At 57.6% G+C, this 15,482-nt stretch carries 13 protein-coding genes; 12 read left to right on the top strand and 1 reads right to left on the bottom strand.

What is annotated here, in order from left to right:
- Window positions 1–16: 16 nt before the first annotated feature.
- From B0D78_RS00065 to dctP, 11 genes are all read left to right on the top strand, one after another.
- Window positions 17–1,693 carry a Na+/H+ antiporter NhaC family protein gene (locus B0D78_RS00065; RefSeq protein WP_240496065.1) on the top strand — a complete coding sequence of 559 codons (1,677 nt, stop codon included), beginning with the start codon at window positions 17–19 and terminating at the stop codon, window positions 1,691–1,693.
- Between the two features lie 271 nt (window positions 1,694–1,964).
- On the top strand, window positions 1,965–2,714 hold the full coding sequence (locus tag B0D78_RS00070; protein WP_078014955.1) for an acyl-[acyl-carrier-protein] thioesterase: 750 nt from the start codon (window positions 1,965–1,967) through the stop codon (window positions 2,712–2,714).
- Window positions 2,711–3,583, top strand: coding sequence for an ROK family protein (locus B0D78_RS00075; RefSeq protein ID WP_078014956.1), 873 nt, complete (start codon window positions 2,711–2,713; stop codon window positions 3,581–3,583). The genes B0D78_RS00070 and B0D78_RS00075 overlap by 4 nt, the downstream gene beginning before the upstream one ends.
- A 97-nt stretch (window positions 3,584–3,680) precedes the next feature.
- Entirely contained in the window at window positions 3,681–4,490 is an 810-nt protein-coding gene (locus B0D78_RS00080; RefSeq protein WP_078014957.1) for a vWA domain-containing protein, read from the top strand.
- Between the two features lie 80 nt (window positions 4,491–4,570).
- Complete coding sequence (locus B0D78_RS00085) at window positions 4,571–5,056, top strand: CreA family protein (RefSeq protein WP_078014958.1); 486 nt, start codon at window positions 4,571–4,573, stop codon at window positions 5,054–5,056.
- Between the two features lie 104 nt (window positions 5,057–5,160).
- Window positions 5,161–5,466, top strand: a complete 306-nt coding sequence (locus B0D78_RS00090) for a metal-sensing transcriptional repressor (RefSeq protein WP_120371733.1) — start codon at window positions 5,161–5,163, stop codon at window positions 5,464–5,466.
- Between the two features lie 35 nt (window positions 5,467–5,501).
- Window positions 5,502–8,039: a heavy metal translocating P-type ATPase gene (locus B0D78_RS00095; protein WP_078015061.1), complete on the top strand. Its 2,538-nt coding sequence runs from the start codon at window positions 5,502–5,504 to the stop codon at window positions 8,037–8,039.
- A 710-nt stretch (window positions 8,040–8,749) separates the two neighbouring features.
- Complete coding sequence (locus B0D78_RS00100; RefSeq protein WP_078014960.1) at window positions 8,750–9,838, top strand: NAD/NADP octopine/nopaline dehydrogenase family protein; 1,089 nt, start codon at window positions 8,750–8,752, stop codon at window positions 9,836–9,838.
- A gap of 212 nt (window positions 9,839–10,050) precedes the next feature.
- Window positions 10,051–10,593 carry a TRAP transporter small permease gene (locus B0D78_RS00105; protein WP_120371731.1) on the top strand — a complete coding sequence of 181 codons (543 nt, stop codon included), beginning with the start codon at window positions 10,051–10,053 and terminating at the stop codon, window positions 10,591–10,593.
- Entirely contained in the window at window positions 10,594–11,898 is a 1,305-nt protein-coding gene (locus tag B0D78_RS00110; protein ID WP_078014961.1) for a TRAP transporter large permease, read from the top strand.
- A 131-nt stretch (window positions 11,899–12,029) separates the two neighbouring features.
- The gene (dctP, locus tag B0D78_RS00115; protein WP_078014962.1) at window positions 12,030–13,016 is read left to right on the top strand and encodes a TRAP transporter substrate-binding protein DctP; all 987 of its coding nucleotides are present in this window, start codon (window positions 12,030–12,032) and stop codon (window positions 13,014–13,016) included.
- Between the two features lie 107 nt (window positions 13,017–13,123).
- On the opposite strand, the gene B0D78_RS00120 is transcribed toward dctP, so the two are convergent.
- Window positions 13,124–13,810 carry a FadR/GntR family transcriptional regulator gene (locus tag B0D78_RS00120; RefSeq protein ID WP_158606221.1) on the bottom strand — a complete coding sequence of 229 codons (687 nt, stop codon included), beginning with the start codon at window positions 13,808–13,810 and terminating at the stop codon, window positions 13,124–13,126.
- 216 nt (window positions 13,811–14,026) lie between these two features.
- On the opposite strand from B0D78_RS00120, the gene B0D78_RS00125 reads away from it, so the two are divergent.
- Window positions 14,027–15,391, top strand: coding sequence for an L-serine ammonia-lyase, iron-sulfur-dependent, subunit alpha (locus B0D78_RS00125; RefSeq protein ID WP_078014964.1), 1,365 nt, complete (start codon window positions 14,027–14,029; stop codon window positions 15,389–15,391).
- Window positions 15,392–15,482 lie beyond the last annotated feature (91 nt).

A 15,482-nucleotide genomic window follows, 5' to 3' on the forward strand; every position in this document is an offset into this window, starting at 1 on the left:
CGAGGAGGTCTTTGTGATGTCTCACCGTCGAATTTCTCTGGTGCTTTTCGTCGCGGCCGCTCTCGTGGCGGCGCTTTGCGGAACGGCGTGTGCCGCCGCGGACGAAGCGGCCTCGCCTTACTTCGGGGTTCTGTCGCTGCTGCCGCCTGTGGTCGCCATCGTGCTCTGCCTGACCACGCACGAGGTCATTCCCTCGCTGTTCGTCGGCAGCTGGATCGCCGGCACCATGGTCAACGGCTGGAATCCGATTTACGGTTTTGGCGCGGCCATCGAGAACATCTGGAACTCGCTCGGTGATCCGTGGGGCGCCCGCATCTTCATGACGTGCATCGTCATGAGCGGCATGGTCGGCGTCATGCAGGCGGGCGGCGGGGTGCGCGCCGCCGTCAACGCCCTGTCGCGCAAGGTCAGGAGCAGCCGCAGCGCCATGCTGTTCACCGAGCTGGCCGGGATCGTGATTTTTTTTGAGGACTACGTGACCGCCGCCGTGGTCGGCACGACGATGCGTCCCATTTCCGACAGCTACCGGGTGTCGAAGGAAAAACTGTCCTATCTCGTGGACAGCACGGCCGCTCCGGTGGCGGCCATCGCCGGCGTCTCGTCCTGGGTGGCCTATATGGTCGGCCAGATCGGCAAACAGTACGGCGAGCTCGGCATTCAGGGCAGCGCTTACAACACGTATCTTCGGTCCATCCCGTTCGTGTTCTACAATCTGATCGCTCTTCTGCTGGTGACGCTGGTGGTTCTGAGCCGCCGCGATTTTGGGCCGATGCTGGCCGCCGAGCGCCGCGCCCGCAGCACCGGCAAAGTCCTTCGCGACGGCGCCATGCCGTTGACGAGTGCGGCCGGAGATCCCGACCTCGAGCCGGCCGAAAACGCGCCCGACCGCGTCGTCAACTTCGTGCTGCCGGTCGTGTTTCTCGTGGTTTTCATCGTCGGCATGCTGCTGGTCACGGGAGGTTTTCCAAAAGCGGGGCTGAGCGAAGCCATGGCCAACTCCGACAGCTCGCTGGCGCTGATCTACGGTTCTTACGCCGCGGCGGTGATGACGCTGGCGCTGTTCCGTCTTCAGCGCGCGGCCAGCCTGAGCCGCCTGTTCCGCGGCTTTCTCAAGGGCGGCCAGGCGGTCTTCGTCGGTTCGATGATCCTCATCTACGCCTGGGGCATCAGCGCTTCGATCAAATCCGTCGGCACGGCGGCGTATCTCGTCTCGGTCACGAAGGACTTTCTCGCCCCCGGCTGGATCCCGCTGCTGACCTTCCTGACGGGCATGGTCATCTCCTTCTGCACAGGCACGTCCTACGGCACGATGGGAATCCTGATGCCTATCGTCGTGCCGCTGCTGGCCAAAGTTTCGGCCGCAGCCGGCATCGACGTGACGACCTACATGCTGCCCACCGTCGGCGCCGTGTTCGCCGGCGCCGTCTTCGGCGATCACTGCAGTCCCATCAGCGATACGACGATCATGTCGTCCATGTTCTGCGGCGCCGATCACATCGACCACGTCAAGACGCAGCTTCCTTACGCGCTTCTGGCGGGCGTGGGGGCGGCGGCAAGCTATCTCTGCATTGCCCTCGGCCTGAATCACTGGCTGTCGCTGGCAGTCGGGGCGGCGCTGGTCGCGGCGGCCTTCTTCGCCGTGTCCGGCCGCGTCGATGACTACGCTCCCGCCGGCGCCGAAACGCGGGATTGAAACGCGCGGCTCGCCCCAAGCGGACCGTAAGGACGCAGGAAACTGAATTTGACGAACGAACGATGATGTTCCACGTGGAACATTTTGCGCGTCCCCCGATGACGGCCGAACCATCGGGGGACGCGCTGTCGGCGGGATCTGCTCGGCATTCCGTTTTTTGGAACCGGCGCGGCGGACGCGCCGGGATCGCGGCGTGGTAAAATTGTCGGAAAGGACAATGTCCGTTTGCCGCCGTTCATTTAGAATCGGCCCGGAGAGAGGAAGATAGCCCATGGCCCTGATGTTCACGAAAAAATTCGCGGTCCCCCAGTCGGAGGTGACGCCCTGCCGCGCGCTGAAACCGTTTCACCTGCTGAACATGCTTCAGGACGCGGCGGACGGCGCCGTCGACGCCATGAATCCGCCGCCCGACTACTGGCGTTGCGGCTGCGCATGGATGCTGCACCAGTATTCGATCCGCCTCGACCGGCCGCTGATGAGCGGCGACGCGGGCGCGATCAACACAGGGCACATGCCGTTGCGCGATCTCTATTCGGTGCGCCGCTTCCGGCTGCTCGACGGGCGGGGAAAGCAGACCGGGCTCGCCGACAGCATGTGGATCTTCGTCGATCTGGCCTCGCGGCGTCCCGTGCGGTTGAGCCGCCGCCTGCCGGAGGTGTTCATGGAAAAGGCCGAGGAGACGCCGTTCGAGCCGGTCTTCGTGGCGCCGAAAAGGCTGGAGCGCGCCGATCGGTCCGTGCGGCTGCACGTGCGTCTCGGCGAGCTGGACGCAAACGGCCACGTCAACAACGCCTATTATCTGAGCTGGGCCGCCGAAGCCGTGCCGCGCGAGGTCTACATGAGCTGCGGCCTCGTCGAGGCCGACATCCTCTACAAGCATGAAGCCGTCTACGGCATGGACCTGACGGTGACGACGCAGCAGGACGGCCTGGACTTCCGTCACGAGATCCGCAGCGACGGCGGCGAGCTGATCGCCCAGTTCTCGACGCGCTGGGCCGAAGTGGGGAGCGCGCGGCCATGATCGCCGCGGCGGATCTTGGCGGGCACACGCTGACGGCCGGGCTGGTCGAAAGCGGGCGCGTGCTGCGCAAAAAGACCGTGCCGACGTCGCCGCCGCGCACGCCGTCAGCCGTCTGTGCGGCGCTGGCGGCGCTGCTGGCGGAACTGGAAGCCGGCGACGCGCCGCTGGTCATGGGCGTGCCGGGCATGGTGCTCGACGGCCGGAGCATCGGCTGCTGCCCGAACCTGAACGGCTGGGACGGGCTGACGGACTATGCCCTTGGCGAACTGACCGGGCGCGAAACGTCCCTCGCCAACGACTGCGACTGCGCGGCCTTAGGCGAGATGCGCGGCGGCGCGGCGCGGGGGCTGAAAGACTTCGTCTTCTGCGCGCTGGGCACCGGCGTGGGCGGCGCCGTGATCGTCGGCGGACGGCTCGTGCGCGGCCGGCTCGGCCGCACCGGCGAGATCGGCCACTTCCCGCTGCTGGAGGACCGCGGCTGCGGCTGCGGCGGGCGCGGCCACGTGGAAAGCTTTTTTTCCGCCGACGTTCTGGAACGCGCCGGCGAGAAATACGGCTATGGGGGCGACATGAGAACCCTCTGGGAACAGCGCGAGAACGCCTGGCTGGCTCGTCCTTTCGCCGAGGGACTGCGCGCGCTGGCCTGCGCCTTTACGACGCTGACCCATCTGCTCGACCCCGAGGCGATCGTCGTCGGCGGCGGCCTGTCGCATCTCGACGGTTTGCTCGACGACCTGCGCGACTACATGCAGCCGCTGCTCTCGCCCGTGTACCGCCCGGGGCCGGAGATACGGCTGGCGCTCCTCGGCGAGGACGCGCCGCTGCTCGGCGCCGAAGCTCTGTGGGCGGAAGTTCACCCGAACGGGTGATGAGATCTGCCGGGATTGGCTTTACAATCAGTTCAGTTTCACGTTCCGCGTCGTAAATCTAAAATCAAGGAAACGATCCGAAAGGAGAGATTGATTCATGAAAAAGCTTTGCGCTCTGTGTCTTTCCCTGTGCTCCGTCCTGACGGCCGCGGCCGCCTTTGCCGCCGTGCCGCCTGCGCCTCAGCAGGTCCAGCAGCGGCCGAACGAGATCCTGCCGCGCGACGGGAAGCTGCCCGAACTGTCCCACGATCACAGCGACAAATGTCCGCCGCTTGACAAGGACAAGGTGCACATCGTCTGCATCCTCGACCGTTCCGGCTCGATGCAGCACCTCACCGGCGACACCATCGGCGGCTACAACAGCTTCATCGACAAGCAGCGCCAGGAAGTCGCTTCGGCCGTGGTTACCACGGTGCTGTTCGACCACCAGTACGAGATCCTTTACAGCGACAAGCCGATCAAGGACGTGGCGGCGCTCACCGAGAAGGAGTACTTCGCCCGCGGCAGCACGGCGCTGCTCGACGCGGTGGGGCGGACGGTTTTGCAGGTGGACGGCGACTTCAAGAAAAACGGGACCTGTCCCAAGTCGGAGTTGGTGATCTTTATGATCATGACCGACGGGCTGGAAAACGCCAGCCGCGAGTTCAGCCGCGCCGCCGTCAAGAAGCTTGTCTCCGACGCGCAGGAAAAGTACGGCTGGCAGTTCATCTTCATGGGCGCCAACATCGATTCCGTGGCCGAAGCCGGTTCGCTGGGCATCCGCAAAGAAGCCGCCATGGACTACGCCGCCGATTCCAAGGGCGTGGGCGCCGTCTATGAGAGCGCCGGCGAAGCGGTGAAAATGCTTCGCGAGAAAGGGCAGCTCGACGGCAGCTGGAAAAAGGCTCCGGCGCCCGAAAAGAAATAACGTCGTGTAGAATAAGTGCCGGAGAACTCTTTCGCAAAGAGTTCTCCGGCACGTTTCATTCAAATCGGAGGAAGTCGAAAATGAAAAAGAAACTGATCGTTGCCGTCATTTTGTGCCTGACTTTCGCCCTGCCGGGAAGCAGCGCGCCGAGAGAGCGCTGGGAAGTCGGCGAAGTGGACACGGCTTTCAAACTGGTGGGGCCAAATCACAAAGTCGTCGTCGAAGCGTTCCGCGATCCTGATTTTCCCTCGATCGTGTGCTACGTCTCCTACGCCAAGTCCGGCGGCGTCTCGGGCGCCCTGGGGCTGGCCGAGGATCCGGCGCGGTTCTCGCTCTCCATCGTGCGGACCGGGCGCGAGCCCATCGTTCCCGACACACGCCAGAAAAAGGAGACGCAGGTGTTCAAGTCCCGCTCGGCCATCTTCCGCAAGATGAAGGTCGTGCGCTTTTACGACGGCGAGACCGACTGCTTCGTCTATCTCGCCACCTCCACGCTGCTGCTCGACGGCAGCCCTTTCAACGCCATCGCCGTGATCCCTCTGAGGGCGTCCGTAAGCGCGAAATGACGGGCTTATGACGTGCTGCGCACAGTTTTGCCGTCGGGCGCTTGACAAATACCTTATATGGGTATATTGTGTGTCTGAAATGAAACAAGGAGGGAATTGAAGACATGAAAGAAAACAACTGCGAAAACGTCCGCCGTACCAAGGAGCGCTCGCCCGAAGAGTACCGCAAGCTGATCAACCGCCTCAGCCGCATCGAGGGACAGATCCGCGGCATCAAGGGCATGGTGGAAAAGAGCGCCTATTGTCCGGAGATCCTGATCCAGTGTTCGGCCGTCACGGCGGCGATGAACGCCTTCAACCGCGAGCTGTTGGCGAACCACATCCGTTCCTGCGTGCTCGACGACATCCGGGCAGGGCGGGAGAAAACGATCGACGAGCTGCTGGCGACGCTGCAGAAGCTGATGAAGTGACGGCGATTTTTTTTGCGGGAAAAGAGGTTTTCGCGATGGAGCAATACAACGTCACGGGCATGAGCTGCGCGGCCTGCAGCGCCCGCGTGGAAAAGGCCGTGTCGAAGGTGCCCGGCGTCAGCTCCGTTTCCGTCAGCCTGCTGACCAACTCCATGGGCGTGGAGGGAACGGCGTCCGAAGCGGCGATCGTCAGAGCCGTGGAAGAGGCGGGCTACGGCGCCTCGCTCAAGGGCGCCGCGAAGCCCTCCGCCGCGGCGAAGCTGGCCGAAGACGAGGAGGCGCTGAAAGACCGCGAGACGCCGGCGCTCAAACGCCGCCTTTTCGCGTCGCTGGGCTTCCTGGGGGCGCTGATGTACCTTTCCATGGGACATTCGATGTGGGGCTGGCCGCTGCCGCAGTTCTTCGACGGCAATCCCGTCGCCGCGGGACTGGCGCAGATGATCCTGGCGGCCGTCGTCATGCTCGTCAACAAGAAGTTTTTCACCAGCGGCTTCAAGGGGCTGATGCACGGCGCGCCCAACATGGACACGCTGGTGGCGCTCGGTTCGGCGGCGTCGTTCGCCTACAGCGTCGCGGCTTTGTTCCTGATGACCGGCGCGCAGGCGCGGGGCGACGCGGCCGCGGCGGCGCGCTATCTGCACGAGTTCTATTTCGAGTCGGCGGCCATGATCCTGACGCTGATCACCGTCGGCAAAATGCTCGAGGCCCGCTCCAAGGGACGCACCACCGACGCCCTCAAAGGGCTGATGAAACTGGCTCCCCAAACCGCCACGCTGCTTCGAGACGGCGCCGAGACTGTCGTGCCGATCGACCGCGTGCAGGTCGGCGACGAGTTCGCCGTCCATCCCGGCGAGAACGTGCCCGTCGACGGCGTGATCCTCGACGGCCATTCCGCCGTCAACGAAGCGGCGCTCACCGGCGAAAGCGTTCCCGTCGACAAGGCTCCCGGCGACAAAGTCAGCGCCGCCACGGTGAACCAGTCCGGCTACCTCCGCTGCCGCGCCGCCCGCGTCGGCGAGGACACCACGCTGTCGCAGATCATCCGCATGGTCAGCGACGCCGCGGCCACCAAAGCGCCGATTGCCAAAGTTGCCGACAAGGTGTCGGGCGTCTTCGTCCCCGCCGTGATCGCCGTTGCCCTGTTGACCGTCGCCGTGTGGTGGCTGCTGGGCGAAGAGTTCGGTTTCGCTCTGGCCCGCGGCATTTCCGTGCTGGTCATCTCCTGCCCTTGCGCGCTGGGGCTGGCCACGCCCGTGGCGATCATGGTCGGCAACGGCATGGGCGCGCGCCACGGGATCCTCTTCAAGACCGCCGCCTCGCTCGAGGCCGCCGGCCGCGTGCAGATCGTGGCGCTCGACAAGACCGGCACCATCACCAGCGGCGAGCCGGAAGTGACCGACCTTCTGCCCGCCGGGGGCGCGAGCGAACGGGAACTGCTCGAGCTGGCCTGCGCGCTGGAAAGCAAGAGCGAGCACCCGCTGGCCCGCGCCGTGATGCGGAAAAGCTGCGACGAAGGCCTGACCGCGGCGGAGGTGGGCGACTTCCGCGCCCTGCCCGGCAACGGCCTGACCGCCACGTTGAACGGCGAAGAACTGCTCGGCGGCAGCCTCGCATTTATCGCCGGCCGCGCCGCCGTGCCCGAAGAGATGAATGCCAAGGCCGAAGCGCTGGCGGGACAGGGCAAGACACCGCTGCTTTTCACGCGCGGCGGAAGGTTCATGGGCGTCATCGCCGTGGCCGATACCATCAAGGAAGACAGCCCGCAGGCCGTGAAGGAACTTCAGGACATGGGCATCCGCGTCGTCATGCTCACCGGCGACAACGAACGCACCGCTCGCGCCATCGGCGCGCAGGCCGGCGTCGATCAGGTCGTGGCGGGCGTGCTGCCCGACGGTAAGGAAGCCGTGATCCGCGAGCTGCAGAAACGCGGCAAGACCGCCATGGTCGGCGACGGCATCAACGACGCCCCCGCCCTCACCCGCGCCGACACCGGCATCGCCATCGGCGCCGGCACCGACGTCGCCATCGACGCCGCCGACGTCGTACTGATGAACAGCCGCCTCAGCGACGTTCCCGCCGCCGTGCGCCTGAGCCGCGCCACGCTGCGCAACATCCACGAGAACCTGTTCTGGGCTTTCTTCTACAACGTCGTCGGCATCCCGCTGGCGGCCGGCGCCTGGATCTCCCTGCTGGGCTGGAAGATGAGCCCCATGTTCGGCGCCGCGGCCATGAGCCTGTCGAGCTTCTGCGTCGTATCCAACGCGCTCCGGCTGAACTTCTTCGACCTGCGCAGCGCGAAAAAGGATAAAAAAATCCGGCCCGTGGGGCTGGATCAGATCGAATCGGAAAAGGAGAATGGACCAATGACCAAGACACTGAACGTTGAAGGCATGATGTGCGGACACTGCGAAGCCCGCGTCAAAAAGGCCCTGGAAGCCGTGGAAGGCGTCGCCTCCGCCGAAGTCAGCCACGAAAAAGGCACCGCCGTCGTCACGCTGAGCAAGGACGTCCCCGACGCCGTGTTGAAAAAAGCCGTCGAGGACCAGGACTACGCCGTTACCGCGGTGAAGTGAACTTTTCACAAAAAAGAACGGATAAAAAATGGCCGGATCTCGATGAACTTGGGGCATTGCGATCTGGCCATGTCTGGCGTACTCTCCAGCGGCCTGAGGAACGAAAACGCTGCCTGTCACCGCTTCGGGCTTCTGCGTCTTAAGAAAACGTCAAGAACAAGAGAGGGCGAAGTCCGTACGGACTTCGCCCTCTCTTGTTCTTGACGTCTCAGCGTCAACGGACGATGGGCTTTCATGCCGAAATGTCACGGGGCGCCCTTCTTGGTCTGATGCATCTCTGGGTAGCTGATTTTTTTTCAGTCTTAACTTGGTCCTTTTATATCAATTGTTCTTGTATGCCAGTTTAATTTTCGCTTTTTTGTTCTCAGTAATTTTCATGTTTTAAGCCATTTTAGATCAATTTAGACATGTTATAAGCTGCGGTAATATTAGCTTGTTTTGCCAAGAAACAATATTAGGCGTTAGTATTGAAGAGAACTTTTGAGGTGCGCCTTTTTATTGAAGATAATTACAATGCATGAAAATCTTTTCTTGACAAAGAACGTATGCCGTGATATTGTCTGACTGTCAGACAATATCACGGCATAAATAACTTTTATAGGCCGCGACTTCTCAAAGAACATGACTTACGGCAGCCATGTTCCTGTGATTCTCGGCGTTTTGTAGTCGCATGGCAGTTTGTTCTATATTTTTAGCGAGGAGGATTGGATATGTTGAGATTTGCAATGCTTGGCAGCGGCAACGGGGCACGTGCATGGTGCGCTCAGATTAGCGCCGCTGGTTATCCGATTGTCATGTGGGAGCCGCTTGATAATGTGCCGGATTTCCCGACACTACACGAGAAAAAAACGATTTCCCTCGTCGGAGACATTCAGGTCACAGGACACCTTCACGCTGTGACGCGCGATATCAAAGAAGCTATGGATGGCGCTTCGATTGTCGTTGTGAACGTACCCTCGTTCGCTCACGGGCCTATCTTTGAAAAGATGATTCCGTTCCTCAAGGACGGTCAGCATATCGTCATCGTGCCGGGCAACTTCGGTGCGTACCGTCTCAAGACGATGATGAGCAAAATGGGCTGCAAGGCTCGAATCTCGATTTCTACGGTAGAGACTCAGCCCTACGCCTGCCGCATTTGTGCTGTTGACAAGGTAAACATCAACAAGCGCAAGACGGCTATCTACCTCGCTACGTCGCCGGCTTCAGCGGCCCCGGAAATACTTGACATCCTGAACTCTGCATTTGCCGGATACGTCAAGTACAAGAAGGCCGATCACATCCTTGCACTCGACATGTCCAACATCAATTTTACAATGCATCCGTATCCCGTGATTCTGAACTGGGGTGCGATTGAGCAGCGCGGTGACACATGGCGTCACTACATCGACGGGATCACGCCACTCATCAGCGAGCAAATGCACGAACTGGACAAGGAACGTGTCGCAATTGGTGCGGCCTGCGGTTTTAAGCTTGATGGTTTTCTTGAGCTGATGAAGATGTACTACGGCAACAATAGCAGCAAGAATATTTTCGAGTATGTGCACAGCCCTGAGACGCCGTATTCTGATCTCGTTGGTCAGAGCGTTCGTAGCCGTTATATTACAGAAGACGTGCCGGGGGTCATCATGCCGATCGCCTGCATCGCGCGCAAGGCAGGAACGAGGTCACCGAGGGCGGACTTGATTGTTAACTTCTGTTCGCAGCTGCATGGTACCGATTACTGGCATCAAGGCACAACGCTCGAGTCTATAGGCATTGCCGACAAGTCTATCGACGAAATCATCAATATGCTGACATAGGCTAATTCTGTAGGTTCTGCACTTGTTTCAAGTCTGAAATAGTTTTTCAATTCAAGCGCATGGTACTTGAGGAAGCATGTGGGCGTCGGAAAACATATATTTTGGGTTTCGTCATTTTTGCAGCTCAGTGGTTTTGTGTCCATTATTCTATCCTGTTGCGACTTTCATGGGCTTAAAAATAGAAGAGCGTTCACGACATAAGGAGGGGAAACATGAAAAGTATGACAATTGTTCGAGCAAAATGGATTCGTGGGCTTGACCATGTCATTGATGCGGTTATTGTCATCGCTCTGCTCGCGGTTACGGCGCTCATGTTTGTCCAGGTTGTTATGAGATATGTTCTGCGCTCGCCGCTTATGGGCATCGAAGAGCTTAACAACTTTCCAACGACATGGTTGTACTTGATGGCCGCCGTGAAAGCCTCTTCCGAAAAGGGGCAGCTTGTTGCGAGAGTACTAGAGATCTTTTGCAAGAGGGTACGTAGTATTTACGCTATTCGTATCATTGCCTCTATTGCTTCGACAGTTATCCTGTGCTGGCTCACGTGGTGGGGCTGGGATTACCTCAAGTATGCTCTCCGCGTCGGTAAGAAGACGGATATCCTATTTATCCCAATGATCTACTATGAAGTGACGGTATTCATTGCGTTTGCTCTTATGCTGTTCTACACAATCGTCGAAATGCAGGAGTGCGTTCAGCAGTACCGGATGACGCCTACGGACGCCCTTGTCCCGAAACATCAGGAGGTGGCCTAAATGGACGGCGTGACTCTTTCGATTATTTCCCTTTTAATCCTGATGATCCTGCTGTCTTTGGGCGTGCCGATCGCATTTTGTTTTAGCGGAGCGTTGTTGTTCATGGTTACATTTGGTGATATCTCGATGAAGGGTATGATGATGTGGGGGCTCCAGCAGATTTTAAGCCCGTCGTTGCTGTGTGTGCCGCTGTTCATCTATGCAGGCTCGCTAATGAGCGGGTCAGGCATAGCAAAATACCTGCTTGACTTCGTTGATGTTTTCGTTGGTCGCGTCAAGGGCGGTCTCGGCATCGTTGCGATTGTTACTTGCGGCATCATGGGCGCCATTTCCGGCAGCGCATTCACTGGTCTTGCCGCGACGGGTAGCATGTTGATTCCCGAGATGGTGAAGCGAGGTTATCCACGTTCTTGCGCTACGGCGCTGATTACAGCTTCGTCGATTCTCGGCACGCTGATCCCACCCTCAACGCCAATGATCATCTTCGGTTGGGTTACTAACACGAACGTCCTTGCCTGTTTCCTGTCCACTGTAGGCCCCGGAATCCTGACAATCATCATTTTCTGTGCAATCAACATGCTTATCTGTCACAAACTTGATATGAAGCTTCTTCCTCCGCTTTCTAAACAGGAGAAACGTCGCCAAATTATCAGTAAAGGCTGGAAGGCTCTGCCGGCCATTCTAATGCCCCTTATTATTCTCGGCGGTATCTATTCCGGCGCGACGACGCCAACCGAAGCGGCGGCCGTCGCTACAGTTTACTGCTTCCCTGTCGGCTTTTTGATTTACAAGGGTTTGAAACCAAAGAATACATTCCAAATCACGAAGGACTCTGCTGTATCGGCGGGCACAATCATGGTCATGATTATGTGTTCGATGATGTTGAGCCAGACGTATGTTAGGCTTCAGGTTCCTCAGGCCATCATGGGGTCAATTTTCGGCATCACGCAGAACAAGTTTCTAATACTTCTCCTCATCAATGCCCTGTTGCTCTTTGTTGGCATGATTGTCAATGACACGACAGGCATCATTCTTGTGGCGCCGTTGCTCCAGCCGCTGGCGATGTCAATTGGTATCCACCCCGTGCATTACGCGGCTATCTTTGGCGTTAACCTCGGCATTGGCTGCCTGACTCCGCCTTACGCCTCGTTGTTGTATCTCGGCATGCGCGTCGGCAAGGTTGAGTTTTCTGATATCCTGCCGTACGTCTGTCTGTTCCTGCTAGGCTACCTGCCGGTCATGCTTGCTACGACCTACTGGCCGGCACTGTCCCTTTTCCTCCCGCGTGTTTTTGGTTACGTGTAAAAAAATAAAACTGTCGCGAGGCACGTTTTTCTTGTCCTCGTAACGTCGGGCTGTTCAGTTCCAATATTTTTACTGGCTTCAATGTACCGTGCGTAACGCACATATTCTATTTTTGTTGAGGAGGGTTTTACATGAAAAAGTTGAACGTTCTGTTTGCTGCTTTCGCTGTTTTCTACATGGGTACAGCCGCAGTTGCCGCGCCGTGGAAGCTTGCCACGATTCGTCCCGAAGGTTCAGCGATTGATATCGCGGTTCATAAGTTCGTTGACGACGTGAAGAAGGGCACCGACGGCCGCATTGATATCCAGATTTATCCGAACAGCGTTCTCGGCGACTACACGACAGTGCAGGAGCTTGTCTCTCTCGGCTCGGTCGAGATGCAGTGTGGTTCCATGAGCTGGCAGGTCGACAAACGTCTGTCCGCCTTCATTCAACCTTACCTTGTCAAGGACTGGGAGACAGCGAAGAAGAACTACAGCAAGGGAGCAAAGTTCACAGCTTTCTGCGAAGAGATTCTCGAGAAACAGAATGTTAAGGTCCTTGCCTATTGGCCGATTTACTTTGGCGGTATCGCTCTGACCAAAGATGTCGCCAATCCGCTTGATACCGAGAAGAAGAACCTGAAGGTTCGTGTGCCGAGCACGAAGCAGTGGGAAGCGCTTGCTGACGCCTTTGGTTTTCAGGCCACGCCACTTCCATTCTCCGAGTTCTTTACTGCGGCTCAGACTGGCATGGTTGAGGGCATCTTCGGTGCCGGTGCTGAAAACCACTACGTGAACTTCAAGGACATAATGAAGGCTGAGATTCCCATCAACACGCACTTTGAGTGTTGGCCGCTCATCATTAACAAGGAGCTGTACGACGGACTGTCCGATGCTGATCGTGCCACTCTTGACAAGGCTGCTGCGGACTTCGAAGCTGAGCGTTGGGCCGTTGCCCCGCCTGAGACTGAAAGCTATCTCAAGAAGCTTGAAGAAAAAGGCATTAAGGTTTACCGTCCGACGCCCGAACAGCTTGAGCACTTTTCCGAGGTCGGACGCAAGGCGACATTTCCGGTCCTTGAGCAAATCTGTGGCAAGAAGGGCTATGAAGAAATCCTTGCAACGATCGTTGACTAACATCTTTTTATCTGAATTGAATTGTTGATGAAATCGAGATTCATAAGAATAAGCGCGCTCTCAAATTGAGGGCGCGCTCTTAGAAAACAACGTGTTGATTAGTGCGTTTATTGTTCTTGTGTCTCTTCTGTCGCAGGAGCGTGCTTGTACCCCTTTTTCCAGAAGACCTCGACGTGCTTCACCATGACGCGGCGGGCCAGAGATGGATCGCCGGACTTGATCGCCTCAAGAACTTTCCAGTGCTCCTTGCGGTCTTCTCGTGGCAACATCTTGAAATTCACCTCTTTCTGGCGCTTGATTTCACCGTTCAGTGAGTCGATCATGCGCGTCAGGTACGGATTGTCGGCTAGCCTGGCAATCGCGGCGTGGAACTTCATATGTGCCACGTTAAGTGCGGCGTCCCCGTCCTCCTCTCCTTCGCGGAGGATAGCTTCAAGTTTCTGAATCTGTTGTGGCGTGGCGCGCTGTACGCACCAGTACGCGGCCTGTCCCTCAATAAGCTTGCGGACTTCAATGAGCTTCGCGTAAGCACTGTCGTCGAAGTCGTCCGCTTCAGGAGCATCGAGTACGTGGAGTAGAAATGTGCCTCGCCCGGGTTTTGATTCGACGATGCCAGCGTAAGCCAGAGCTTTAAGTGCCTCGCGGATGCTACTGCGGCTCACATTGAACTGCTTCGCGAGGGCGAGCTCTCCAGGCAAGCGTTCGCCAAGTTTCCACGTGCCGTTTGCAATCTCTTTTTTCAGCTGGGCAATAATTTCAGTGTAATAGGTACCTTTCTCCAGCGGTCGAATCATAAAAACACGCTCCATCAGATTTGCATTTAAAATGTGTTATTGATTATTCTCTTTTTGCACTGTTTCGTTCTGTAAGTAGATTATAATCGTAGCACACATCAAAAACTCACGCAAGGCATCGAAACGTTGTGAAATATATTATTAATCACTGTGCAGAATAATATCGAGCTAATATCAAACTAACAAAAAGGCTGGGAACATATTCCCTAAGCTTTCATGTGTCAGTGGCAGCACAAATTGAATAATTTTGTACATTTTATAGGAAAGGGATTTTTGTCGATGGTAAATCGTCAAAGTATTCTACTTACCATTCTCAACAAGGAAGTCAGACCGGCCCTTGGCTGTACGGGACCTGTAGCTGTTGCGTTTGCTGCGGCTGCCGCAAAGGATACTGTAGGCGGCGAACCGAAAAAGGTTCGCATTGTTATGGACAAAGACTCGTACATCAAGAACGTTGCCGTCGGTATCCCAGGTATTGACATGCGTGGTATTGAGATCGCCGCATCGTTGGGCGCTATCGCCGGCGTTTCATCGGCGGGGCTTGAAGTACTCAAGGATGTGACGCCGTCCGATGCAGCAAAAGCCAAGGCCTTCCTGCCGAACGTTGACGTCAAGATTCAGTGGGATTTTGACAGCGTTGGCCTCTATATTGAAGCATGGGTTGCGACAGACAAGGGCGAAGGACACGTGCTTGTCGGCAAAACGCACACGAATATCATTTTCCGCGAATTGAACGGCAAGCTCATTGAAGGACAGTACGAGAAGAACTTTGATTCTGTTGTTGACCGTTCGCATGACACGATCCTTGACTATAAAATCAGCGAGATCATTGACTTCGCGAAACAGGTCCCGATTGAGGAAATCAGCATCTGCCGCGAGGCCATCGGAATGAACAAGATTATCGCCGAGCAGGGGTATAAGCCGGGTGTTGGCGAAAATTTCGGCAACGGAATTCTCGAGATCCCGTGGCCTTCCCCAATTACGAAAGCTAAGAGCTATGCGGCGGCGGCTTCTGATGCTCGCATGCAGGGACTTGAATATCCGACGATGAGTTGCGCAACGAGTGGTAATGTCGGTATCACATGTTCTATGCCGTTAATTTCCATGGGGGAGAGTCTTGGCAAATCGGAAGAAGAGATCATGCGCGCTCTTGCAGCGAGTTTCCTGCTCTGTGTACAGATGAAGAGTCTGATTGGTCGTCTCTCAATGTTCTGCGCGTGCGCGCTGGCGTCGAGTGTCGGTATCGCAGGCGGCATGGTGATGTTGCTAGGCGGTGGCACGAAAGAAGTTGATGGCGCGATACGTAACGTCGTAGGTTCTGTGTTTGGCATTTTGTGTGACGGTGCGAAGCATGGTTGTGCGCTGAAGTTGTCCATGTCCTCCGGCGTCGCGATTGAGAGCTCCTACATGGCGATGAACGGTCACTTTGTCAAGGGCGGCGATGGTTTTGTCTGCAACACAGCGGATGAGACTGTCCACCTTGTGGGGCGCATGGCCAAGGAAGGCACAGCGGGTGCCGATCAGACGATGTGTCGCCTGCTCTACGAGCGCAACAAGATTGACTCAGCCAAGCCGTCGTAGATGCGTTGCGTCTAAAGTCTTTCCGCTGGCTGGGCGTTGTGCTAGGCCTGCGGTCCCGTTGCGTTGCCGTAACGTTCAAACGTTTTACTCT

The organism is Pyramidobacter sp. C12-8, from assembly GCF_002007215.1.
Taxonomy (GTDB): Bacteria; Synergistota; Synergistia; order Synergistales; family Dethiosulfovibrionaceae; genus Pyramidobacter.

Coding starts and splice junctions, on each gene's coding strand:
- B0D78_RS00065 (WP_240496065.1), top strand. CDS start 17: ATGTCTCACCGTCGAATTTCTCTGGTGCTTTTCGTCGCGGCCGCTCTC.
- B0D78_RS00070 (WP_078014955.1), top strand. CDS start 1,965: ATGGCCCTGATGTTCACGAAAAAATTCGCGGTCCCCCAGTCGGAGGTG.
- B0D78_RS00075 (WP_078014956.1), top strand. CDS start 2,711: ATGATCGCCGCGGCGGATCTTGGCGGGCACACGCTGACGGCCGGGCTG.
- B0D78_RS00080 (WP_078014957.1), top strand. CDS start 3,681: ATGAAAAAGCTTTGCGCTCTGTGTCTTTCCCTGTGCTCCGTCCTGACG.
- B0D78_RS00085 (WP_078014958.1), top strand. CDS start 4,571: ATGAAAAAGAAACTGATCGTTGCCGTCATTTTGTGCCTGACTTTCGCC.
- B0D78_RS00090 (WP_120371733.1), top strand. CDS start 5,161: ATGAAAGAAAACAACTGCGAAAACGTCCGCCGTACCAAGGAGCGCTCG.
- B0D78_RS00095 (WP_078015061.1), top strand. CDS start 5,502: ATGGAGCAATACAACGTCACGGGCATGAGCTGCGCGGCCTGCAGCGCC.
- B0D78_RS00100 (WP_078014960.1), top strand. CDS start 8,750: ATGTTGAGATTTGCAATGCTTGGCAGCGGCAACGGGGCACGTGCATGG.
- B0D78_RS00105 (WP_120371731.1), top strand. CDS start 10,051: ATGAAAAGTATGACAATTGTTCGAGCAAAATGGATTCGTGGGCTTGAC.
- B0D78_RS00110 (WP_078014961.1), top strand. CDS start 10,594: ATGGACGGCGTGACTCTTTCGATTATTTCCCTTTTAATCCTGATGATC.
- dctP (WP_078014962.1), top strand. CDS start 12,030: ATGAAAAAGTTGAACGTTCTGTTTGCTGCTTTCGCTGTTTTCTACATG.
- B0D78_RS00120 (WP_158606221.1), bottom strand. CDS start 13,810: ATGATTCGACCGCTGGAGAAAGGTACCTATTACACTGAAATTATTGCC.
- B0D78_RS00125 (WP_078014964.1), top strand. CDS start 14,027: ATGTGTCAGTGGCAGCACAAATTGAATAATTTTGTACATTTTATAGGA.